The sequence below is a fragment of the uncultured Holdemanella sp. genome, from assembly GCF_934772795.1.
GTDB lineage: Bacteria > Bacillota_I > Bacilli_A > Erysipelotrichales > Erysipelotrichaceae > Holdemanella.
Genome location: NZ_CAKVMR010000038.1, coordinates 1 through 22395 on the forward strand (window position 1 = coordinate 1; position 22395 = coordinate 22395).

At 33.4% G+C, this 22395-nt stretch carries 25 protein-coding genes and 1 pseudogene; 21 read left to right on the forward strand and 5 right to left on the reverse strand.

Going from position 1 to position 22395, the window contains the following annotated elements:
* Positions 1-290: 290 nt before the first annotated feature.
* Both Q0F04_RS07750 and Q0F04_RS11920 read right to left on the reverse strand, forming a co-directional pair.
* Positions 291-983 carry a transposase gene (locus tag Q0F04_RS07750; RefSeq protein WP_295752020.1) on the reverse strand — a complete coding sequence of 231 codons (693 nt, stop codon included), beginning with the start codon at positions 981-983 and terminating at the stop codon, positions 291-293.
* A 192-nt stretch (positions 984-1175) separates the two neighbouring features.
* Positions 1176-1433, reverse strand: a pseudogene (locus Q0F04_RS11920) (transposase zinc-binding domain-containing protein); the annotation flags it as partial.
* 155 nt (positions 1434-1588) lie between these two features.
* On the opposite strand from Q0F04_RS11920, the gene Q0F04_RS07755 reads away from it, so the two are divergent.
* The 18 genes from Q0F04_RS07755 to Q0F04_RS07840 all read left to right on the forward strand — a co-directional run bounded on the left by Q0F04_RS07755 (position 1589) and on the right by Q0F04_RS07840 (position 17749).
* A complete protein-coding gene (locus Q0F04_RS07755) occupies positions 1589-2914 on the forward strand; it encodes an IS200/IS605 family accessory protein TnpB-related protein (protein WP_295752023.1) in 1326 nt (441 codons plus the stop codon).
* Positions 2915-3173: 259 nt separating this feature from the next.
* Positions 3174-3557: a hypothetical protein gene (locus tag Q0F04_RS07760; RefSeq protein WP_295752025.1), complete on the forward strand. Its 384-nt coding sequence runs from the start codon at positions 3174-3176 to the stop codon at positions 3555-3557.
* A 75-nt stretch (positions 3558-3632) separates the two neighbouring features.
* Entirely contained in the window at positions 3633-4409 is a 777-nt protein-coding gene (murI, locus tag Q0F04_RS07765) for a glutamate racemase (protein WP_295564852.1), read from the forward strand.
* Positions 4406-5785, forward strand: coding sequence for an aminopeptidase (locus Q0F04_RS07770; protein WP_295752027.1), 1380 nt, complete (start codon positions 4406-4408; stop codon positions 5783-5785). Before murI ends, Q0F04_RS07770 begins: the two co-directional genes overlap by 4 nt.
* Positions 5786-5788: 3 nt before the next feature.
* A complete protein-coding gene (locus Q0F04_RS07775) occupies positions 5789-6622 on the forward strand; it encodes a Cof-type HAD-IIB family hydrolase (protein ID WP_117571849.1) in 834 nt (277 codons plus the stop codon).
* Entirely contained in the window at positions 6609-7472 is an 864-nt protein-coding gene (thyA, locus tag Q0F04_RS07780; protein ID WP_295752030.1) for a thymidylate synthase, read from the forward strand. Before Q0F04_RS07775 ends, thyA begins: the two co-directional genes overlap by 14 nt.
* A gap of 7 nt (positions 7473-7479) precedes the next feature.
* The gene (locus Q0F04_RS07785) at positions 7480-7959 is read left to right on the forward strand and encodes a dihydrofolate reductase (RefSeq protein ID WP_295752032.1); all 480 of its coding nucleotides are present in this window, start codon (positions 7480-7482) and stop codon (positions 7957-7959) included.
* A 106-nt stretch (positions 7960-8065) separates the two neighbouring features.
* On the forward strand, positions 8066-9259 hold the full coding sequence (locus Q0F04_RS07790) for a BTAD domain-containing putative transcriptional regulator (RefSeq protein WP_295752034.1): 1194 nt from the start codon (positions 8066-8068) through the stop codon (positions 9257-9259).
* Positions 9260-9295: 36 nt separating this feature from the next.
* Entirely contained in the window at positions 9296-11461 is a 2166-nt protein-coding gene (locus tag Q0F04_RS07795; protein WP_295752036.1) for an EAL domain-containing protein, read from the forward strand.
* Positions 11462-11479: 18 nt separating this feature from the next.
* Entirely contained in the window at positions 11480-12385 is a 906-nt protein-coding gene (locus Q0F04_RS07800) for a transglutaminase-like domain-containing protein (protein ID WP_295752039.1), read from the forward strand.
* 11 nt (positions 12386-12396) lie between these two features.
* The gene (locus tag Q0F04_RS07805; RefSeq protein WP_295752041.1) at positions 12397-13395 is read left to right on the forward strand and encodes a type II secretion system F family protein; all 999 of its coding nucleotides are present in this window, start codon (positions 12397-12399) and stop codon (positions 13393-13395) included.
* A 4-nt stretch (positions 13396-13399) separates the two neighbouring features.
* Positions 13400-13690 carry a hypothetical protein gene (locus Q0F04_RS07810; RefSeq protein WP_295564856.1) on the forward strand — a complete coding sequence of 97 codons (291 nt, stop codon included), beginning with the start codon at positions 13400-13402 and terminating at the stop codon, positions 13688-13690.
* Entirely contained in the window at positions 13687-14130 is a 444-nt protein-coding gene (locus tag Q0F04_RS07815) for a DUF4860 domain-containing protein (RefSeq protein ID WP_295752044.1), read from the forward strand. Before Q0F04_RS07810 ends, Q0F04_RS07815 begins: the two co-directional genes overlap by 4 nt.
* Positions 14127-14450, forward strand: a complete 324-nt coding sequence (locus Q0F04_RS07820) for a hypothetical protein (RefSeq protein ID WP_117571840.1) — start codon at positions 14127-14129, stop codon at positions 14448-14450. Before Q0F04_RS07815 ends, Q0F04_RS07820 begins: the two co-directional genes overlap by 4 nt.
* The gene (locus tag Q0F04_RS07825; RefSeq protein WP_117571839.1) at positions 14447-14740 is read left to right on the forward strand and encodes a hypothetical protein; all 294 of its coding nucleotides are present in this window, start codon (positions 14447-14449) and stop codon (positions 14738-14740) included. The genes Q0F04_RS07820 and Q0F04_RS07825 overlap by 4 nt, the downstream gene beginning before the upstream one ends.
* A gap of 1 nt (position 14741) precedes the next feature.
* The gene (locus tag Q0F04_RS07830; RefSeq protein ID WP_117571838.1) at positions 14742-15797 is read left to right on the forward strand and encodes a PilT/PilU family type 4a pilus ATPase; all 1056 of its coding nucleotides are present in this window, start codon (positions 14742-14744) and stop codon (positions 15795-15797) included.
* A gap of 3 nt (positions 15798-15800) precedes the next feature.
* Complete coding sequence (locus tag Q0F04_RS07835) at positions 15801-17231, forward strand: MATE family efflux transporter (protein WP_366510379.1); 1431 nt, start codon at positions 15801-15803, stop codon at positions 17229-17231.
* Positions 17231-17749 (forward strand): GDSL-type esterase/lipase family protein, encoded by a 519-nt coding sequence (locus tag Q0F04_RS07840; protein ID WP_295752048.1) that lies wholly within the window; start codon positions 17231-17233, stop codon positions 17747-17749. The genes Q0F04_RS07835 and Q0F04_RS07840 overlap by 1 nt, the downstream gene beginning before the upstream one ends.
* On the opposite strand, the gene Q0F04_RS07845 is transcribed toward Q0F04_RS07840, so the two are convergent.
* A complete protein-coding gene (locus tag Q0F04_RS07845) occupies positions 17746-18309 on the reverse strand; it encodes a manganese efflux pump MntP family protein (protein WP_295752051.1) in 564 nt (187 codons plus the stop codon). The genes Q0F04_RS07840 and Q0F04_RS07845 overlap by 4 nt on opposite strands.
* A gap of 243 nt (positions 18310-18552) precedes the next feature.
* Between Q0F04_RS07845 and Q0F04_RS07850 the strand changes: the two genes are divergently transcribed.
* On the forward strand, positions 18553-19140 hold the full coding sequence (locus tag Q0F04_RS07850) for a histidine phosphatase family protein (RefSeq protein WP_295752054.1): 588 nt from the start codon (positions 18553-18555) through the stop codon (positions 19138-19140).
* Here Q0F04_RS07850 and Q0F04_RS07855 read toward each other — a convergent pair.
* A complete protein-coding gene (locus tag Q0F04_RS07855) occupies positions 19106-19777 on the reverse strand; it encodes a YoaK family protein (protein ID WP_295752057.1) in 672 nt (223 codons plus the stop codon). The genes Q0F04_RS07850 and Q0F04_RS07855 overlap by 35 nt on opposite strands.
* Before the next feature lie 80 nt (positions 19778-19857).
* Positions 19858-21189 (reverse strand): NADP-specific glutamate dehydrogenase, encoded by a 1332-nt coding sequence (gene gdhA, locus Q0F04_RS07860; protein ID WP_270433285.1) that lies wholly within the window; start codon positions 21187-21189, stop codon positions 19858-19860.
* A gap of 167 nt (positions 21190-21356) precedes the next feature.
* Between gdhA and Q0F04_RS07865 the strand changes: the two genes are divergently transcribed.
* Both Q0F04_RS07865 and rpiB read left to right on the forward strand, forming a co-directional pair.
* The gene (locus Q0F04_RS07865; RefSeq protein WP_295752062.1) at positions 21357-21752 is read left to right on the forward strand and encodes a hypothetical protein; all 396 of its coding nucleotides are present in this window, start codon (positions 21357-21359) and stop codon (positions 21750-21752) included.
* Between the two features lie 68 nt (positions 21753-21820).
* Positions 21821-22267, forward strand: a complete 447-nt coding sequence (rpiB, locus tag Q0F04_RS07870) for a ribose 5-phosphate isomerase B (RefSeq protein WP_295752065.1) — start codon at positions 21821-21823, stop codon at positions 22265-22267.
* Positions 22268-22395: the final 128 nt, after the last annotated feature.

The following is a 22395-nucleotide window of genomic DNA, read 5'->3' on the forward strand; positions in this document are numbered from 1 at the left end:
CCGTTTTGGGGTATATGCCGCCCCTTAAATTCTTGGAGAGCAAATTCACCTAACCCCATCCAAATTTATTGCGCCTTTAAAAATGACTGAATTATTTGGAGCTAGACTTTATTGGCATGACAAAACAGACTATTTTAAATAGCCTTGTTTAGTATGGTGTTCTTGTTGGTTATATTCTTCTTTTATACATTCGAATCATTTCATCAATACATCTTTTTCTGTATGTTCTGTCATTTCTTTTGCCATCCAATGGATTATATGTATAAGTATATTGCATTATGGCTTTACATTTACATTGAATGGGGTCTTAGGTTAAAAGAATCAATCAAGTGCGTGCGGTATCTGAATTTATTGAGTTTGTTTTTAAGAGATTTGGTTCTAGTTTCACGAGAATAATCCTTATTCTTTTTGATTCCAAGAAGTTCGTGTACTTTGTCCAATGTTTTCTTAGAAGCATTGGCATAGAATCCATAATATCGAGTGGTTAAGAAATGATAGTCTGGTATATGTATAATAAGGCAGTTTATAAAGTCAATCACATTATCTGTGACATCATATCTTTTCTCATCCTTATGATTATTGTAGAACCAGCTGACAGTCTTTGATTCTTTATTGTATTCTGTGATTCTGCTTTCAGCCATGGCAGGTCTACCAGCGTAACGAATGAAGTAGTTTACGCAACCTTGAATATTTTTACTATTATTTGAATCGTTGTCAGTTGATTTAGATTTGGCATAGACATAGAATCCTTTGGGATGATTCTTATAGAGTCTGTTCTTTTCTTCGGGTTTCTTTAATCCACCAGCTTCCTGAATGAGTCGAATCAATTCAAACTGAAATGTTTTTCTTAACTTATTAAAATTGAAATGATGGAATGTTTTGATTTTATCTTTTTTAAAGGAATAGATTAGTTCAGGAATAAGACAATGTATGTGTGGATTCCATTTAAGGTCCCTTCCAAAAGTATGTATAGTGGCAATCATGCCAAATTCATTACGTATAGGAATGTCTTTGAATATATAGTGTGTATCAGATAGCTTTTTCTTTTTGAGTTTATCAGCAAGAGATTTATTGGTAAGAATGGAAATGGTGTTTCTGGAAGCAACAAACAATAGATTGAGTCGAATACGATCCTGTCTGAACCAGTTTCTAAGTTCTTCGGGAATAGTAAAGACAATGTGTCTATGAGGGCAGTCAAGACAAAAAGAAGTGGCTTTGGCTGCAAGCTGTTTGGCATATTTAATACCACAAGCATTACAGAACCTTGAATGACATGAATGTGGAATGACGTTCCAGTTGTCACAATCTGTACATTCAAACTGGTCAAAACCAAGATAACATGTGTGGCAAAGAAGGGAGCGTTCTACATTGTCTAAAATACAGGGACGAGCTTTACCAGAAGCATCTAGTTTTCGAATGTATCCAATGTGAATTTAATGTGAATATGTGAGAATATCAATAAATATCACATATTCACATTGGTGATATGATAATAAAAATAAAATAATTTACAAAGTCTCAAATCTATCTGTTAAACCTGTCTTGAATATAGTATAATAGAGTCAGATAGAACAGGAGGACTTGTCTTATGAAGGTATTTTCGATGTCGCAAAGAATCTATTATAAAGATCTTGAACCAGAAGCTGAATCCATCATTAAAAAGGATCTTGAACTGTATAACTGTATGCTTCATAAGGCATTCAAGATCTGTTTTGATCGTGCCTATAAGGATGTTACCTATTCAGATACGGATCAAAGAATGATCAAGTCTTTCTATGGTACAAGTGACTATTTTCCTTTATCTGCCATTTATGAGGCCAAGGCTTTGGTGAAAAGTCTTAAATGTCTTGAAAAAGAAAATCAAGATATGATCAAGACTCGTCTTAAAAAGATAAACAAGAAAATCAAAAAGAACGAGAAACAATTGAAGAAGGCTTTAAAGGAAAAAGAGAAACTGATCAATAGATCCAAGAAAAAGAAATATACAGAAGAAGATTATCTGTATGAGGTGCAGGTATTGGATCCAAATATCAAAAGATTGAAGAGTATCATTCGTAATCTAAAATTCAGAAGAAACCGTAATGAGTTCAAGCTTAAAAGAAAGATGCCTTCTGTATGTTTTGGTGGTAAAAAGAATCTAAGAAGTGATTTAGAAACTTTTAGATTCAGAAGACAAAGAAGAATGCTTATTACAGGAAGAAGACAAGGTAAGTATTCAAACAACCTTTTCAAATTAAATGTTGATAATGATATGGTGACATACCGAAGTACACAAAAAGATATTGTATTCAAGGTGCAGTTTCATAAGTACAAGGATGAATTGTATGCAAGAGTCAATGAAAAACACAATTCACATGATAAGGCAGTAGCTTATGAATTGATGGATTATGGTGAATACTTTATTGTGAAAGCTATATTTGAAAAACATATGAATCTTCCAAAGACTAATACATTGTATGGAGCCGTAGGAATCGATATCAATGTTGACCATATAGCCCTTTGTGAAACCAATATGGATGGAAATATCGTATTGATCAAGAAGTATCCAATCCATAAAGAGAATACAAAGAATAAACGAAATGAAGAACTGTATCAGCTGGCCATTGAAATCATGGAATTTTGTAAATCCAAGAAGAAGAGTCTGGTAGTGGAAGACTTGAATTTCAAGCAGTTGAAAACTAGAATGCTCTATCGACCTAAAAAGATGAATAAAACATTATCGAGTTTTGCGTATAAAAAGATATTAGAAAAAGTAGAAAGAAAATGTTTGATGAATGAAGTGGATGTAATTAAAATAGATCCAAAAAATACAAGTAAGATTGGAAAAGAAAAGTATACAAAGATCAAAGGATTGAGTGTACATTATTGTGCAGCCTATGTGATCAATCGAAGAGGCATGGGATTTGTTGACTAAATAAAGATAAATAATCAGAACCAGAAGTTTATGATATCTTACTGGATGATAGATACATAGATCATGGATGAAATTCTGAAGTGTTTATAAATAAAGCATACAATAAAAACTCCATCGATAAAGACTGAATGGATCGGGATACCGAATGATTCAGAAAGATGGAGTGGATATTGAAATGTTACCGGACGACTGGAAACGAACCGGGCACGTCATTTAGTCGTGTGACTTTTTTGCAGAAAAAGTCTTTCTTGGAGGACATATGAAAATTTCAAATTATTTTGCGAAAGAAAAAATGGAGGATGCTTCCTTTATTCAAATGTTTATAGAAAAATTGAATGATTTAACGGATGAAGATATTTGTTGGGCTAATTCCGATTTAAATGAAGATAATGAGAATGTTCAATCTTTATTGATGGAAATGGTGCTTTCTTTTTATGCGACAGATTTAGTAGATATGAAAGATTATGAGACGTATCTAGTAGATAAAGAATATCAATCTATGTCATTTAAAGAGCTTCAGGCATCATTGATTCAATTATTTCATAATGATAGAGTGCATCCAGATAGTCTGATTCATAATGGAATCGGAAAAAAAGAATTGGTAAAAATATTAGTAGAAATGAAAAAGCGTATGAGTCATTAGTGCATCCAAGTTTGAGGACTTGGATGTTTTCTTTATACGTTGTATAATTGAAAAGATGGAAAAGGAGCGTTTTGTATGAATTCAAAAAGTCCAATAGGTGTTTTTGATTCGGGATTAGGTGGAATTAGTGTTTTACATACGATGCATAGTTTACTTCCTAATGAAAATCTGATTTATTTGGGAGATAGTAAATATAATCCTTATGGAACAAAGACAAAAGAAGAAATCACAAAGCGTTGTGTTGCGATATGTGATGAATTGATATCTCATGATGTAAAGGCAATTGTCATTGCGTGCAATACGGCAACGAGTGCTTGTGTTAAGCTTCTAAGAGAAAAGTATGATGTGGATATTATTGGTATGGAACCGGCGTTAAAGGTGGCATGCGATCGAGGTGAACATCAGCGTATTGCGGTATGGGCAACTCAACTTACTTTATCAGAAAAGAAGTTTGCGGATTTGATGAATCGATTTAAGGATGAACATCATATTATAAAGGTGCCTTGTCCAGAACTTGTAAGGATGGTTGAAGACAATAAACTTGATGATGCCAATCTTGTAGAGTCTTGCTTGAAAGAATATTTAGAAGCGAGTGACTACAAAAATCTAGATAGTATTGTATTAGGCTGTACGCATTTTCCTTTTTATACGAAATATTTGGAAAAGCTTTGTCCTAATGTTCATATTATTGAAGGAAGTGTGGGCACGACTTTACATACAAAAGATTTGTTGGAACAAAAAGGCTTGTTGAATACAAGTTGTGAAGAAGGTCAAATCACATGGATGAATACGATGGATTCAAAAATTGAATTGTCAAAATGCTTATTTAAAAAATTGGAGGTAGAGTTATGAGTGAAGTAGTTTGGAATACATATTCAAAAGAAGAATTTAATGATGTAATGAAATTTAGCGATGGATATATTGATTTCTTATCCGATTCTAAAACGGAAAGAGCTTGTGTAAAAAATGCGATCGCATTAGCGAAATCTTATGGCTATCGTGATATTAAAGAGGTTATTGAAAATAAAGAGATTTTAAAAGCACAGGACAAAGTGTATGTAAATATGATGAATAAGTCGATTGCGTTAATGCACATTGGTTCAAATCCATTGGAAAATGGTATGAACATTTTAGGTGCTCATATTGATAGTCCTCGTTTGGATCTTAAACAAAATCCATTGTATGAAGATGGAAACATTGCTTATTTGGATACACACTATTATGGTGGTGTTAAAAAGTATCAATGGGTGACTTTGCCTTTGGCAATTCATGGTGTTGTTTGTTTGAAAGATGGAACAACTGTAGATGTAGCAATTGGAGATAGAGAAAGTGATCCAGTATTTGTGATTAGTGATTTATTGATTCATTTAAGTGCAGATCAATTACAGAAAAAGGCAAATGAAGTGATTGCCGGTGAAGATTTAAATGTAACTGTTGGATCTATTCCTTTAGAAAATGAAGAGAAAGATGCAGTAAAGGCCAATGTTGCTAAAATTTTAAAATCAACATATGGCTTTGAAGAAGAAGACTTCATTTCTGCTGAATTAGAAGTTGTTCCTGCAGGACGTGCTAGAAGCTGTGGATTTGATTCAAGTATGGTATTAGGTTATGGACATGATGATCGTATTTGTGCTTATACAAGTTTAATGGCTCAATTAGAAGCAGAAAATGTAAAACGTACTGCTGTTTGTTTATTAGTGGATAAAGAAGAAGTTGGATCTCAAGGTGCGACTGGTATGCACTCTATGTTCTTTGAAAACTTTGTTGCAGAAGTTATGGATCGTATGGGTGATTATTCGGCATTAAGTGTGAAACGTGCAATGATGAATTCAATCATGTTGTCTAGTGATGTAAGTGCTGCACATGATCCAATTTACGCTTCAGCATCAAGTCCAAGAAATCAAGCTGAATTTGGTAAAGGTATCGTATTCAACAAATATACAGGAGCTCGTGGAAAGAGCGGATGTAACGATGCGAATGCAGAATATATCGCATTGATTCGTCGTATTATGGATGGTCACAATGTAGCTTGGCAAACAAGTGAACTAGGAAAAGTAGACCAAGGCGGTGGAGGAACAATCGCTTATATTTTGGCTAATTATGGAATGCAAGTCATTGACTGTGGTGTAGCTTTACATAATATGCATGCGCCTTTTGAATTGGCAAGTAAAGCTGATATCTATGAAGCGAAAAAAGGATATGCAGCATTCTTGACTTATGAAGGATAATTTATGGAACCAGTAACTTTGATTGCGACGGATTTAGATGGAACGTTTTTGAATTCAAAAAAGCAAGTATCGGATATCAATCGTGAAGCAATATCAAAATTGAAAAATTACGGAATTTTATTTGGTATCGCATCTGGACGTCCGGTAGAGACAGTTCGTGCGATGTTGAAAAAATGGGAAATTGAAGATAGTGTTAGTTTCATCATGGGAATGAATGGTGGCGTTGTATATGATTTAAGACAACGTACCAAAGAAGAATATCATGTTCTTGATGGTGAGGTCGTTTTGGACGTAATTCATTTTTTCGAAGATTTAGATGTTGATTTCTGGATCTTAGAGGGTGCAACACGTTATACAAATCGTACAAGTATTGAAACGCAGGAACATGCACGTATTTTTGGTGAAACAGAAATTGAAATTGATCTTGAACCATATCTAGAGAATAATACATGCAACAAGCTGATTATTCATTGTGATAAAGAGTATATGCCGATTGTATTAGAACGTGCTAGACAATATAAGAATGAGGCTTGTGTGGGTTTTTTAACGGCCGATAACTTATTCGAATATGTAGATCCTAGAATCAATAAAGGATATGGGATTGAAAAGGTAGCTAAGCATTTTGGTGTCAAACTTGAAAACTGTGTGGCTTTTGGGGATGAACAAAACGATAAGGAAATGCTTGAAAAAGTCGGTATGGGTGTATGTATGAAAAATGGCTCACAGGATGTTAAAGAATGCAGTGCATTTGTCAGTCCTTATACAAATGATGAAAGTGCAGTGGGTCGTTTTATTGAGGAGAATGTTTTTAAGGAGGAAATGGATGTCATACTTTGATGATGTATATTGTGGATTATGCAAAGATATCTTAGAAAATGGAGTTCAAGTACATAATCGTACTGGCATTGATACAGTTAAAGTTCCAAGTGCACATTTTCATTTGGATCTATCTAAAGAATTTCCTATTTTGACGACAAAACAGTTATTTATTCGTCAAGCAGTTACAGAAATGCTTTGGATCTATCAGGCTCAAAGTAATGATGTTAGATGGCTTCAAGAAAGAAATGTTCATATCTGGGATAAATGGGAAATCAATGAAGATGGGGACTGGATTGATGAGAATACGGGAAAAGTATTAAAACATTTTGATCCAAGTTTTGCCCATACCATTGGTACGGCTTATGGATATATTGTAAAAAAATATGATTTGATGAATAAATTATTGAATTCATTAAAAAATGATAAGGAAGATCGCAGACGTGTTATCTCATTATGGCAGGATAGCGAATTAGATACGGCTGTACTTCCTAGTTGTGTATGGAGTTCAGAATGGGATGTAACGGATGGAAAGTTAAATATTTGGGTACACCAAAGAAGTTGTGATGTTCCATTAGGACTGCCATTTAATGTTACTCAATATGCAGTTTTATTGATGATGGTTGCTCAGGTGACTGGACTTGAGCCAGGTACGATCGATTGGTCAATCAAAGATGCACATATTTATGTGAATCAAATTGATGGAATCAAAGAACAATTGAATCGTTATGAAACAAAAGGTTCATTGCCTGCACCTAAGTTGTGGTTGAATCCGGATATTCGAGATTTCTATGCGTTTGATCCAAAGAATGATGTGAAGCTGATTGGCTATGAGCACATGGGGAAAATTAGTTTCCCTTTAGCACAATAGGAGAATTATGAAATTAACATTGATTGCGGCGATTGGTAAAAATCGTGAATTAGGAAAAAACAATGATATGATTTGGCATTTGCCTCAGGATTTGAAGTTTTTTCGTAAGCAGACTTCGGGACATACAATTGTGATGGGAAGAAAAACATTTGAAAGTCTTCCAGGTATGTTACCTAAACGTCATCATGTCGTGATTTCGCGTTCGTGTTCAGATTTAGGTGAAGGCATTGAAATGTGTTCGAGTGTTGAAGAATTTATAAAGCGATACAAAGATGTGGATGATGAAATCTATTGTATTGGTGGAGGCATGATTTATAGTGAGATGTTAGCGTATGCAGATAAGCTAATCTTAACCGAGATTGATGCCCAAGCGGATGCCGAGGTTTATTTTCCTGAATTTGACAAGTCTTTGTATAAAAAAACAATACTATCTGATATTGAAGAGAATGGAATTCACTATCAACATGTTGAATATGCTTTAAAATAACCATTTGCAGAGAATTTTTATGATTCTCTGCTTTTTTGTTTGGCAAAAATATTGTAAAATAAAACTAGGTTAGATACTATATAATCTTTTTGAAAGGAGGATCAACATGAGTGATACTTATTATGTAAAAACATTTGGAGGATTGGAAATCACAAATGATAATGTAACCGTGAATATTGTCGAATTATTTGGAAAGCAGCTGGTGAATTTATTACAGGTCTTATTGTTTCACAGTGAAAAAACAGTTCAAAAAGATGAACTGATTGATATTCTTTGGCCGGAAAGTAAGAATCCATCTAGTGCATTAAAGTTCTCAATTTTTAGATTGCGTGCTGAATTGAATGAAATTGAATTTTTCAAAGACAAAGAAGTGATTGTAACGACAAGAAAAGGGTATATTTTAAATCCAAATTTAGATTGGAATATTGATTTTGTTGAATTGGAAAAGGCGTATAACCAAATCAACGATGGCTCTGAGCTTTTAGACGAAAAAGAGTTTAAGACAGCTAGAAAGATCTTCAGATTGTATCAAGGTCGTTTCTATGCATCACCAAGTCAATTGCATTGGATTTTACAAAAACAAGAAATCTTTAGACAGATGTATGTGAAAACGATGATGCGCACGTCTTGTTACTTATATACGCAAAAGCGTTATGATGAGATGATGCTTATGAATTATCAGGCGGTTTTAATTGAACCATTTAATGAAGGTTTACATTACTATTATATGAAGGGCTTAGTAGCTACACGTAATTATCGTGAAGCATTGAAGTATTATGATGAATTGAATGATATTTTCTTATCTGAATTAGGCACAGGTTTATCAAAACGCTTTAAACAATTGTACGATATCATCATTGCCGATCATGCCAAAGAAGAAAGTAAAGATATGGAAACAATCATGCGTGAGCTTTCAAGTCGTGATCAACAAAACCAAGGTTTCTTCTGTTCGTATGAAATTTTTAAGTATTTCTATGAATTGTTGTTGAAAATGTCTATTCGTAATGAACAAAATTATTATTTGATTATGTTACAATTCTCAGATGGTACTTTGGATTATGAAAAGATTGGTTTAGATTTTGATCGAGTTAAACGATTGGTAAGTTCTTGTTTAAGAAGTAATGACTTGTTTACTCGTACAAGTGAAACACAATTACTTCTTCTAGTGGATTGTCAAACTGAAGAGAATGCGCACTTGATCATTCAGCGTATTTCAAATAAGTTCTATAGTATTTTTAGAAAGAAGAATTATCGAATGAATTATTCTGTTCATAAGGCAGAATTAGATAGAAATAATTAGTAAAAAGAAAGATGTTGGTTGTATATGGATATAAACATGCTACAGAAAAGGTTACATAAATTATTGATCATCTCTGTCATGATGGTACTTTCAATACTTGTTATGGCATTCCTTTTCATTGACCATGGAGATGATAGTTTAAATCATGCGACATATACAACGATGAATCAGGAAATTGATTTATGTACACAACGTATTTCTTCACAAAAACACACAGACCTTGTTTTATTGAACACTTTGGCAAAGAGTCTATCAAATAATGCAGATATAGATTCTTCCTTGGTAGAAATGAAAAAAGAAAATGCCTTTACGTCTATTGTATATATTGATTCACAACAAGGCATGCATTTTGCGAATCCATCTGTACATGTTGAATATAGTGAATTATCAAAAGTGTTTAAAAATAAGGTGGATTCTGCTTTTTCGGGCAAGAAAAGTGCATTTATACGAAAACATAATGTGATCACAAAAGAGTTTGTGATCACATATATTGTACCTGTATATGATAGTTCTAAAAATGTGACAGGTGTATTAAGTGCCAGCAGTAGTTTAAAGCCCTATGCGGATCTTATGAAAAAATCCATTTATGGAGGAAATCTTTATATCACGGATTTGAAAGATTTTTATGGGATTCAAAAGGATGAAGAATCAAAAGATGTGTTGGCTGTTTTAAAAGGTATTGATCTATCTGAAAACATCAATGGTTTAATTGGAGTCAATGGTGATGAGCATGGAATCGTTGTCAAAGAGATGGGATTTGATGGTTGGTACTTATGTTATGTGAATTCCGCAAAATCATTGAATAATCCATTATATGTTATGTCGCGAGCAAACAATTATGTGTTGATGGTATTTGTGGTTGTTGTCATGATCTTATTGTGGATTGCATATATGATGATGGTAAAAAATAATAAGGAAATGGAAAATTTAGCTTATAAAGATCAATTAACGGGTGCAGTATCCTTTACTCGATTCACAAAATTGGTCAGTATGTATGCTCAGCGCAACGTTAACTATTCCTTAGTATCTTTGAATATGCGTCGTTTTAAGTTTATGAATGAAATTTTAGGTCGAGATAAATCGGATGATTTCTTATGTCGTGTTGTCGCATGTATTCAGCCAATGCTTAAAAAAGACGAAATCATTTGTCGAGACAGTGCGGATGTTTTTTATTTGTTGTTGACAGATACAAATGAGGATGAGGTGTCTAGACGAATTTATGATATGTTTATAAAAATTCGCCAGAATACTAAAGATTTTAGATATGAATATGAGTTCTGCTGTGGTGTTGTAAGTAATATAGAAGATCAGGAAACATATACTTTTGAGCAGATGCTAACAAATGTGATGTTTGCGTTAGCTCAATCCAAAGAAGTCTCTTCTGAAAATATTTGTTTTTTTGATGAAGAAGTGCACAAGAAAAAAGAATTTGAAAACTTTATTGAATCAAATATGCAGCAGGCATTGGATTCACAACGTTTCGAGATGGTATTACAACCCAAAATGGATCTACAAACAAATTCAGTGATTGCAGCAGAGGCTCTTGTTCGTTGGCGCTTAGAGGATGGAACGTATTTACCTCCATCTAGTTTTGTAGATATATTTGAAAAGAATCGTTTTTGTTCAAAGCTTGATTTTTACATGTTGAAAAAGGCAATACTTCAAATTCGAGAATGGATAGATATGGGAATGGAACCTGTTAATATTTCAGTGAATCAATCCAAGATCGTGTTTTACCATGAAAACTATATATCTGAATTAAAATCATTGTTGGAAAAATATAATGTATCGGGTTCTTACATTACGTTAGAAGTATTAGAGAGTACAGTTATTGAAGATATTGATATGTTTAATTCTATTTTGACGGAAGTAAAAAAATTAGGCTTTTCTGTATCTTTGGATGATTTTGGTAGTGGATACTCTTCTTTGAATGTTTTATCAAAATTGCAGATTGATGAATTGAAAATTGATCGTATCTTCTTGCATACCAAATCAGAGGTTGATAATCAAAGGACAAAATGGATTTTGGAATCTATTATTGAAATCGCAAAAAAATCACAGATTCTAGTAGTCGTTGAAGGTGTGGAATCAAAGCAGGATGATCTATTTATTAAAAGTTTAGGTGCCGATGTAGGGCAAGGCTATTTCTATGGTCGTCCTCTTTCAATATCTGCATTTAATGATTTAATTGAGACAAAATAGGTGTATTATTAAATCAGTATGAAAAAGAATAAGATTATAAGTGAAGTCATTTGTATTTTGATGGTATTGACGCTTTTGTGTGGATGCCAAGATTCAAATAAATATCCTACAGAGTGCAAAGAAAGTCCTTCGCAAACAGAAGAGCAGGTTTTATGGCCAAGTTATGAACAGGCAAATGTTTTAAGTGATGGAAGTTTAGCACTTGTAGATTTAACTCATAAAGATGATGGGTATATTTGTGCAAGATTGCTTCAGGAAGTGACAGGAATCAAACTACAGATACAAAAAGACGATAAAAAATATAATTATGATTTAAAGACAACCGATTTTACAACATTCCCTGTAAATATGGAGAATGGAACGTATACAATAAAAATTTTGCAACAAATTGAAGGAACAAGATATGCGATATGTGCTTCTACTTCCATGGAAGTCAATTTGACCAATGATCTTGCTCCTTATTTATATCCAAATCAGATTGTGGATTATACAATCGATTCATACGTATATAAAAAGTCTTTTGAGCTTGTAAAAGAAGATCGAGATGACTTAACTCGAATTGCACATTTATTTAAGTATGTAGTGGATACATTGGATTATGATGATCAAAAGGCTAAAGATGTCAGTGAAACATTTGTTTTGCCAGATATTGATGGTTCTTTAAAAAGTCATAAAGGAATATGTTTTGACTATGCGGCAAGTCTAGCTGCTTTATGCAGAATTCAGGGAATTCCAGCAAAAGTTATCGTAGGCTGGACTGACATTGAATATCATGCCTGGGTTGAAATTTATTTGAAGGATAAGGGGTGGATCAATCCCAAAATCTATTTTAAGAAGGAAAAATGGAACCTTGTAGATCCAACATTTTCGGATTCGAAAAACTCGGATTATGAGGGAAAATATGATGAAGTGTATCACTATTAGGAGGCGTATGTATGTTATCGAACAAAGAAAAATTTATTTTTACTAGTGAATTGGCTTTAGCTATATCGAATGGACTACAAATTGAAGAAGGCTTAAAAATGTTGGCTGGTTTTGATGCGGGGGTAAGTCATTGTGCAAAAAAACTGATGGATATCATGCAGGATGGGACTTCTTTTGTGGATGCACTAAAACAGTCGAATGATTTTGATGAATATATGATTCAAATGGTTGTTGTAGGGCAAAGTATTGGAAACTTGGATGTGGTTCTTAAAGAATTAAGTGTCTATTATGAAAGACAAAAAAAGTTAAATTATCAAATTCAAGATGCGATCACGTATCCTTTTGTATTGATATTAATGATGTTTGTGATTGTGGCGGCATTGATATTTAAAGTGTTTCCTATCTTTGAAAATATTTTAAGACAAATGTCGATGTCATTATCACTAATGCATACAGCTCGAATTCTAAGCTATATTGGTTTCTTTATTTTATTGACTATTCTAGTTTGTGGCGTTATTTTATATGTTTTATATAAAAAAAGTCCGAATAAGGCTTGGACTACAAAATTACCTTTCTTTTCAAAATTGAACTATCAAACTGAAATGACAAAATTCACATATATTCTTTCGCTGTTTGTATCAAGTGGATATTCTTTGATTGATGCGGTGGATGTTATCTTAAAATCGATTGATCATCCTGTTTTAAAGGATAAAGTTGTTCATGTGAAAGAACGTATGTTAGAAGGTGAGAGTCTTTCAAAGGCCCTAGTAAATGAGGGGGTATATGATCAAGGTTATGGTGCTTTATTGATGGCAGCGGATGAAAGTGGTCATCAGGATGAAGTGTTAAAGACATTATCGAAGCACTATAAAGATGATCTAGAGAGAATGCTTTCAAGCTTTTTAAATCGTTTAGAACCAACTATGATTGCTGGTCTATCATTATTGGTAGGATTTGTTTTGATTTCAATTATGCTTCCTTTGATGAATGTCTTGCAGACGTTGGGGTAGCCATATGAAAATAAAGAACATATTGTTCTTTGTCTTGTTTTTAATATTGATATTACTTGGTTTTTCAAATATCAATAAGAGTACAGAGAATTTAGATATAGATCGCGTAAAGAACAGCTTGGATACGGCATTGATTACTTGTTATAGTGTGGAGGGGCGTTATCCGGAAAGTGTTCAATACTTAAGAAAAAACTATGGATTTACATATGATAAAAATAGTTATTTTATAACGTATGATTGGCAAGGGGATAATGTATATCCAAATATTTATGTGTATAGAAAGGGGACTGAATGATGAAAAATGCAGGTGTTTTCTTTTCTCTTTCTTTATTGTTCTTGTTTGTGGTGTGTTGTTTTATGTTGCTGAATATTCAAATCGAAGATTATACGATGCTGCAAAGACGCACAAGCCACGATTTTGAAACGTATACTCCTGTTTCTTATGTCACAAATAAAATTCATAGTTATGATACTGAAGATGGTGTGTGTGTTCTTGTTGTGAATGATCAAAAGGTAATCAAGCTTTCGGATGCGAAAAGTGATACATATTTGTATAAATCTGGAACAAGTTTGATGGAACTTTGTATTGTTAAAGATATGGAACCGGATTTAACGATGGGACAACCTCTAATGACTTGTCATGATTTTGATGTAGAACAAGATGCAAATATTATGACATGTACGATTAATGGTGTTACTTTTTATGTAAATATAAGAAGTGAGGTGGCATCATGACAAAGAAGCCATTTTCATTCTTTTTAGAATTGTTGTTTGTCTTATTCTTCTTTTTGATTACTTCTACGATTTTGATTGAAATCTATGCCAAGATGATGCAAATATCGCAAATGGATACATATCGTCAAGATGCGATGGTTATAGCGCAAAATCAAATTGAGTTAAGTGCTAGTGTGGGTGAATATTCGCAAGAGATGAATGATAATATATATGATGTTAAGATTTCAAATGTAAATAGGAATGAATATCGTATTCGTATTTATGTAAAAGAAAAGAAAGTATTAGATTATACATATTATCAAGAGGAGAATCACGAATGAAACAATCAAGAATAGGATTAGGTGTAGTAACAATGCTGAGCATATTTGTTGTTGTCTGCATGTGTGTATTAGTGTTGTTTTCATCAAATAAGGTATACCAAATTCATGAACAGACCAATCGTAGTTATGCATTTAAAAAGGCATATTATGAAGCTGAAATCAAAGCGCATAAATTGATTGATGAAAATCAAACGGATTTTTTAGTTCATGTAAAGGGTGATACATATTTAAAAGTAAAGGTGGAAGAAGACAAAATCGTTACTTTTAAAACGATTGTGAAAGGGGAATAAAATGGAAGTTGTTGAGATTTTAAAAAATGCTATAGACCAGAATGCTTCAGATATTTTTTTTGTGGCTGGAAGTCCATGTATGTTTAAAGTGGGACAACAGTTAGTTAAGGTTACGCAAGAGAAAATGATGCCAAACGATACAAAGGATATTGTGCAACAATTGTATGGTTTTGCCCCCTATTGTTCATATGAGAATTTTGTGGCAAATGGAGAAGATGATTTTTCTTTCTCTTTATCTCAGGTAGGCCGTTTTCGTGTAAATGTGTATCGTCAAAGAAACTCAGAAGCAGCGGTATTGCGTGTGGTAAATTTTGATTTGCCAAATCCAGAAGATTTAAATATTCCAGAATCTGTCTTAAATCTTTCAGATCGAAGAAAAGGGATTATCTTAGTGAGTGGTCCTGCGGGCAGTGGTAAAAGTACGACATTAGCTTGTTTAATAGATCGCATGAATGAGACAAGAAGTTGTCATATTATTACGATTGAGGATCCAATCGAGTTTTTGCATTCGCATAAAAAATCAATTGTATCTCAACGAGAGGTATATCATGATACGGCAAGTTATTTAAATGCATTAAAATCGGCATTGCGTGAGGCGCCTGAAGTGATTTTATTGGGTGAAATGCGTGATGAAGAAACAGTTTCGACAGCTCTTTCAGCAGCTGAAACTGGACATTTGATTCTATCTACGTTGCATACTGTAGGGGCTGTAAATACAATTGATCGTATTATTGATATGTTTCAAGGGCATCAAGATCAAGTGCGTTCGCAATTATCTATGATTTTAGAGGCAATCATTAGTGAACAATTAATTCCGGGAAAAGATGGAGAATTGATTCCTGTGTTTGAAATTATGCTAGTGAATCCTGCGATTCGTTCGCAGATTCGTGAAAATAAGATTCATCAGATTGAGAATACAATGATTTCGAATCGACAGAATGGTATGGTTATGATGGATGATGCGATCTATGACTTGTATCAACAAGGAAAAATCACAAAAGATATTGCGATTCAGTATAGTCTGCATCCGGATCGTATGAAAACTAGAGTGCAATAGAGAATGAAAAGTTACATTTCATTCTTTTTTCTTTCAATAATCTTACATCGGGTATATAATTTGTCTATTATTGTAAATGGGGGGATTTGTATGCGTAGTTATCAAGTGGATATGTGTAATGGTCCAATTTTTAAAAAGTTGATTATTTTTTCTTTACCATTAATTTTATCAGGATGCCTGCAATTGTTGTTTAATGCAGCCGATATTATTGTGGTAGGTCGATTTACTGGGAATCAAGCGTTGGCAGCCGTTGGTTCAACAAGTGCATTGATCAATTTATTGGTAAATATGTTTATTGGGATTAGTGTTGGTGCAAATGTAGTGTTAGGAAAATCGATTGGAGCTCAGGATGAAGAAAATACATCTAAAGCTGTACATACAGCTATTTTTATTGCTGTTTTTGGTGGCTTTTTAATGATGTTTGTTGGTTTCTTTTTTGCGAAACCCTTATTAGAGTTAATGGCTACACCAGAAGATGTAATACATTTATCTTCTTTATATATGCGAATTTATTTTGCGGGCATGCCTTTTTTTATGGTCTATAACTTTGGGGCCGCCATACTTAGATCGATTGGAGATACAAAGCGTCCACTCTATTTTTTGTTGATTTCTGGAATTATAAATGTGCTATTTAATTTATGTTTCGTAATTGTATTCCATATGGGTGTTGCCGGTGTTGCTTTAGCTACGATCATTTCGGAAGGAATCAGTTCCGCTTTAATTTTATTGTGTTTAAAACATATGGATGGACCTTTACATTTTGAGTTAAAGGATATGCGTTTTCATAAAGATTTAGCTTTACAAATGTTAGAAGTAGGACTTCCTGCAGGACTTCAAGGCATTATTTTTAGCATTTCAAACGTATTGATTCAATCAAGTGTCAACTCTTTTGGCTCTCTAGTTATGGCTGGAAATACGGCCGCTAGCAATATCGAAGGCTTTGTATATACGTCTATGAATGCGGTTTACCAAACTTCTTTGTCGTTTACTTCACAAAATTTTGGGGCAAAAAAATATGAGCGAATTGATAAAATTTTATTAGAATGTTTAGGGATTGTGACTGTCGTTGGTCTTGTACTTGGACAAGGTGCTTATTTCTTTGGTCAACAGTTACTATCTATTTATTCGAGTGATGAGCACGTCATTCAATTTGGAATTGATCGATTGGCTGTTATTAGTACAATGTATTGTTTATGTGGAATCATGGATACTTTAGTTGGAAGCCTTAGAGGGATTGGATATTCTATTTTACCGATGTTGGTATCTTTAACAGGAGTTTGCGTAATTCGTGTTATATGGATATTTACTGTATTTAAGTCTGTGCATACAACATTTTCGTTATATATTTCTTATCCGATTACGTGGGTTATAACACTTGTTGCACATGGTATTTGTTTTATGGTTGTGCGTAAGAAAATTCGCAGAGTGGCATAATGAAAAAGGCATTGATTTTAGGAGATTCCAATACTTGGGGCTATGATCCAAGGGGATATTTTCAAAGGTATAATTTAACTTATATTGATTATTTAAATGATCTTGTGGCAGGATGGATGTTTTTTGAGGATGCAATCAATGGTCGCTTATTGCGAGATGTAAAAGAGGATACATTCGATTTAGATTCGATTGATTTATTTTGTGTTATGTTGGGGTCTAATGATTTGATGCATTATTATGATGTGGATCAAATCCTTTCTTTTATGCATGAATTCATTGATTCAATGGATAAAAGAAAGGTATTGATTCTTTGTCCCCCGATTTTGCAGTTTGATGAATTAAGAGATGAAAGCATGAAACTAAATGAGGCATATAAGGCAATGGGGGTTCCTTGTTTAGATTGTAATCCATTAAATATGAGTTTTGATGGGGTGCATTTATCTGAAAAAGGACATAAAGAACTGGCTATAAAGATTGCTGAATATATGAAAAAAGACTTCAAATTGAAGTCTAGTTAGAAGAATAAATGTTCAATCAAGATTTTGATTCCTAATAGAATTAAGATGATACCACCTAAGTATTCAGCATATTTTTCACATAAGCTACCAAGTTTTTTTCCGAATAATACACAAACAAAGGAAAGAATAAAGGTAGTGATACCAATGGTAGTTATAGCTACAAACAGATTAACTTTTAAAAAGGCAAAGCTTACACCAACGGCTAATGCATCAATGCTTGTGGCGATGGCTAAAAGAAGAATGTCTTTAAATGGGATGGAGTGAATTTTTATTTCATCTTCTTTTTCTTCTTTTCCTTCACGAATCATGTTGATACCTATCAAACTCAGCAAAATAAAGGCAATCCAGTGATCGATGGATTGAATGTATTCGGCAAAATGACTTCCGGCAAAATAGCCAATAGCAGGCATGAGTGCTTGAAAGAAACCAAACGCTAGTGCTAGGATAAAGGCATATTTTTTTACTTTATCTTTATCAAGACTCATACCTTTTGCTAAAGATACAGCACTTGCATCCATGGATAGGCCAATGCCAATCAATAAAATAGTAATAAAATCCATATTTCCTCCTAAAAAAAGAAAAGACTTATACGAAAAAAAGATATCTTTTTTCGCATAAGTCTTGTTTTTTACAATAAGCCAGATCTTTTGATCAGTATGTTGACTTAAATACTTACTTAAGTAAGATAACTACTCCCTTATGGATGTGATTATATTACCAAAATCAAAATTTCTTTACAATGTGAAATAGTTATTGATATCTAACTGAAATGGATTATAATGAGGCAAAAGGAAGGTATATGTATGACACATTTTTATATTATTAGACATGGAGAAACTGTATTTAATCGTAAAGGTCGTATTCAAGGATGGTGTGATTCGCCATTGACAGATTTGGGTATTTCTCAAGCCAAACAGCTGGGTAAAGAATTGAAGAACATTCCATTTGATGTATGTTTTTGTTCAACGAGTGAGCGTGCTATAGATACGGCAAATTATATTTTAGAGGGTAGAAATGTAAAAATCATTCCTACTAAAAAATTAAAGGAACAGAGCTTTGGTGATTTTGAGGCTGAAAAATCTGTGAATATATTTAAAGATGGTGTAAGTTTTCCGGATGGTTATCGTTTTTGTGGTGGTGAAAACCATAGTGATGTTATAGAAAGAGTAACGAATGAATTAAAAAAAATCGCATCCGAATATCCGAATGCGAATGTTTTAGTGGTTTGCCACGGCTCTGCAATCAAACATATTGTGAATGCATTATGCCCTGGTTTTGTGAACGAAAAACCGAATACGGCCGCTTTAGTGCCAAATTGTTCAGTGACAAGAATAGATTGTGATACAGAATTAAGGCTTATTGAAAAGCCTCATCTTTTTCACGGTCAATAAACATTAAAATAAAGGCGAGTATTAATAGGGAAACACTGATCCAGATGGCTTTTGCAGAAAAGATTTGGATACAGAAGTTTCCTAAAATAGCACCGATTATAAATGTTAAAATAATTAAGTAGTATAGAAGTCCACTTTGTAGATGTTGGACTTTTTTTGTGCATAAATAATTACACATTTCATGTGTTCCAGTTCTTAAATTTCCAATACACATCGTTGTTGCGTAACCTTTACCGTGTATTTTACGAAAGGCTTGTACTTGTAAGCCACACGCAAAAGAAGTTAAAGAATTTGCGAGAAGGTTTTGTTCGAATGAAATATATCCAACGCCAAATAATATAATGATTTCAATCAAGAGAGTAACTTGTCGCCAGTGTACTTTTTGAATTTTTTGAAAATGTACAAATTCAGCTAAGAAAATACCTAGGCCAAAAGCAAGTACGGGACACAAATAATGTAGAGAGTTTTGAAATTGTCCGCTTGCTAGATTGACACCAAAGAGTAGCATATTTCCGGTTTGAGCATTTGCGAAGACTTGTCCTCTTGCTAAATAGGAATAAGCATCCATAAATCCGCCGGATAATGCCAAAAGAATACCGAGTTCGATGGATTCAGATGTTTGTTTTGCTCGTTTCATAAAATAATCACAACCTTTTTACTTTTAAGATAATAATGCAAAATGACAAAAAATAAAAGCCGAGATCGGCTTTTATGTTATTAAACAGTACCTTGTGCTTTCATTGCTTTTGCAACTTTTAAGAATCCAGCAATGTTAGCTCCAACTACATATTCTTTTTCATGACCATATTCTTTAGCAGTATCACGGCAAGTTTCGAAGATATTTACCATGATGTTTTCTAATTTTTGATCAACTTCTTCAGCTGTCCAAGATAAGTGTTGAGCGTTTTGTGACATTTCAAGACCTGAACAAGCAACACCTCCGGCATTACTTGCTTTACCTGGAGCATAGAATACACCATTTTTCATAAGGTAGTGGATAGCATCAGGTGTTGTAGGCATGTTAGCCCCTTCGCATACAGCGAATACTTTGTTAGCTACTAATGCTTTCGCATCTTCTAAATCAAGTTCATTTTGAGTGGCACATGGAAGAGCGATATCACATGCAACAGTCCATGGACGAGCGTTTGGTGTGTATGTTGCATTTGGATGTTTTTCAACATATTCTTTAATACGTCCACGACGAACTTCTTTAATATCTTTAACTAAAGCTAAATCGATTCCTTCAGGATCATAAACAAATCCGTTTGAATCAGACATAGTTACAACTTTAGCTCCAAGTTGTGTTGCTTTTTCACAAGCGTAGATAGCTACGTTACCACTTCCTGAAATGGTAACTGTTTTTCCTTCGAAGCTAGTTCCGTTATCTTTTAATAAAGCTTGTGTAAAGTAGCATAGACCATATCCAGTAGCTTCTGTACGGATCAAAGATCCACCAAATGTTAATCCTTTACCTGTTAATACACCGCTATATTCATTTTTCAAACGTTTGTATTGTCCGAATAAATATCCGACTTCACGTCCTCCAACACCAATATCTCCTGCAGGAACATCTGTGTTTGGTCCAATGTGACGGTATAATTCGCTCATGAAGCTTTGACAGAAACGCATAACTTCACGATCACTTTTTCCTTTTGGATCGAAATCAGATCCACCTTTTCCACCTCCCATTGGAAGTGTAGTTAATGAATTTTTTAATACTTGTTCAAATCCTAAGAATTTGATGATACTGATGTTTACTGATGGGTGGAATCGTAAACCTCCTTTATAAGGTCCGATGGCAGAGTTGAATTCAACACGGTAACCACGGTTTACTTGAGTTTTGCCATTGTCGTCAACCCAAGGAACACGGAAAATGATTTGTCTTTCAGGTTCTACCAATCTTTCTAATACGTCATCGTCTAATTCTTCTGGATGTACATCTGCGATAATGTTCAATGATTCGAATACTTCTTCAACGGCTTGAAGAAATTCCTTATCATTGGGATTTCGTTTTTTTACTGTTTCGTATAATTGCTCTAGGTCTTTCATTTTAAGTCCTCCCTTATTTAATACGTGATGATTATAGCACAAAAATTGAAAATGTTTCATAAAAATATGAAAAAATTTGTAAACAATAAAAACAAGTATAAAAATGATGGTAAAATGCACATAGCGAGTTCATATATTGTATGTTATTATAGAACTCGGTGATGAGAATGAGAGAAAAATTATATCGTTTTATGCAAGGTAGATATGGAACCGATAAATTGAATCAGTTTCTTTTCTACATAGAAATTATTTTATTAGTATTAAGTTTATTTTTTAGAAGAAATATTGTCATAAATATATTGTTCTATATTAGTATTATTATTTATTTAGCACGTGCATTATCGAAGAACTATGTGGCAAGATCAATTGAAAATCAAAAATTCATTCGTATTCAGGCGAAATTGGTTCATCGTTTTCAGGCATTCAATAAGTCATTGAAAGATAAACAAAATAAATATTTAGTATGTCCTGAATGTGCTCAAATTATACGTGTTCCAAGAAATAAAGGGGAAATTGAAGTGCGTTGTCCTTCCTGCAGGAAATCTTTTGATGCGAAAAGTTAGTTGTCTTTACCAAAGATTAGAATCGTTGTAAAATATATTATATAAATATATACAGGAGGAATTGGAAAATGAAAATTGGTATGGCGTGCGATCATGGTGCATATACATATAAGGAAGAAATCAAAAAAATGTTGATTGATGAGGGACATGAAGTTGTAGATTGTGGATGTCATGATACAAATAGTGTAGATTATCCGGATATGGCAAAGGCATGTGCAGAGCTAGTAGCAAATTCAGAAGTAGACAAAGGAATTGTTATGTGTGGTACTGGAATTGGAATTTCAATTGCTGCAAATAAAGTAAAAGGAATTCGTTGTGCATTATGTACAGATGTAACAATGGCTCGTTTAACTCGAGAACATAATGATGCGAATATGTTGAGCATGGGACAAAGAACAACAGGTATTGAAACTTGTAAAGATATTGTTCATACTTTCTTGAATACTCCTTTTAGTGAAGGTGAAAGACATAAAGGAAGAATCGCAAAAATTAGTGCAATTGAAAATGCTCAATAGTATATAGGGATGCTTATAAAAGTATCCTTTTTTTAATTTTTTAAAAAAATATAAAAAAACATTTGACGAAAGAGGAATGATTTGGTAATATAGATGAGCACTGCTGAGGTGCACATGATCTTTGAAAA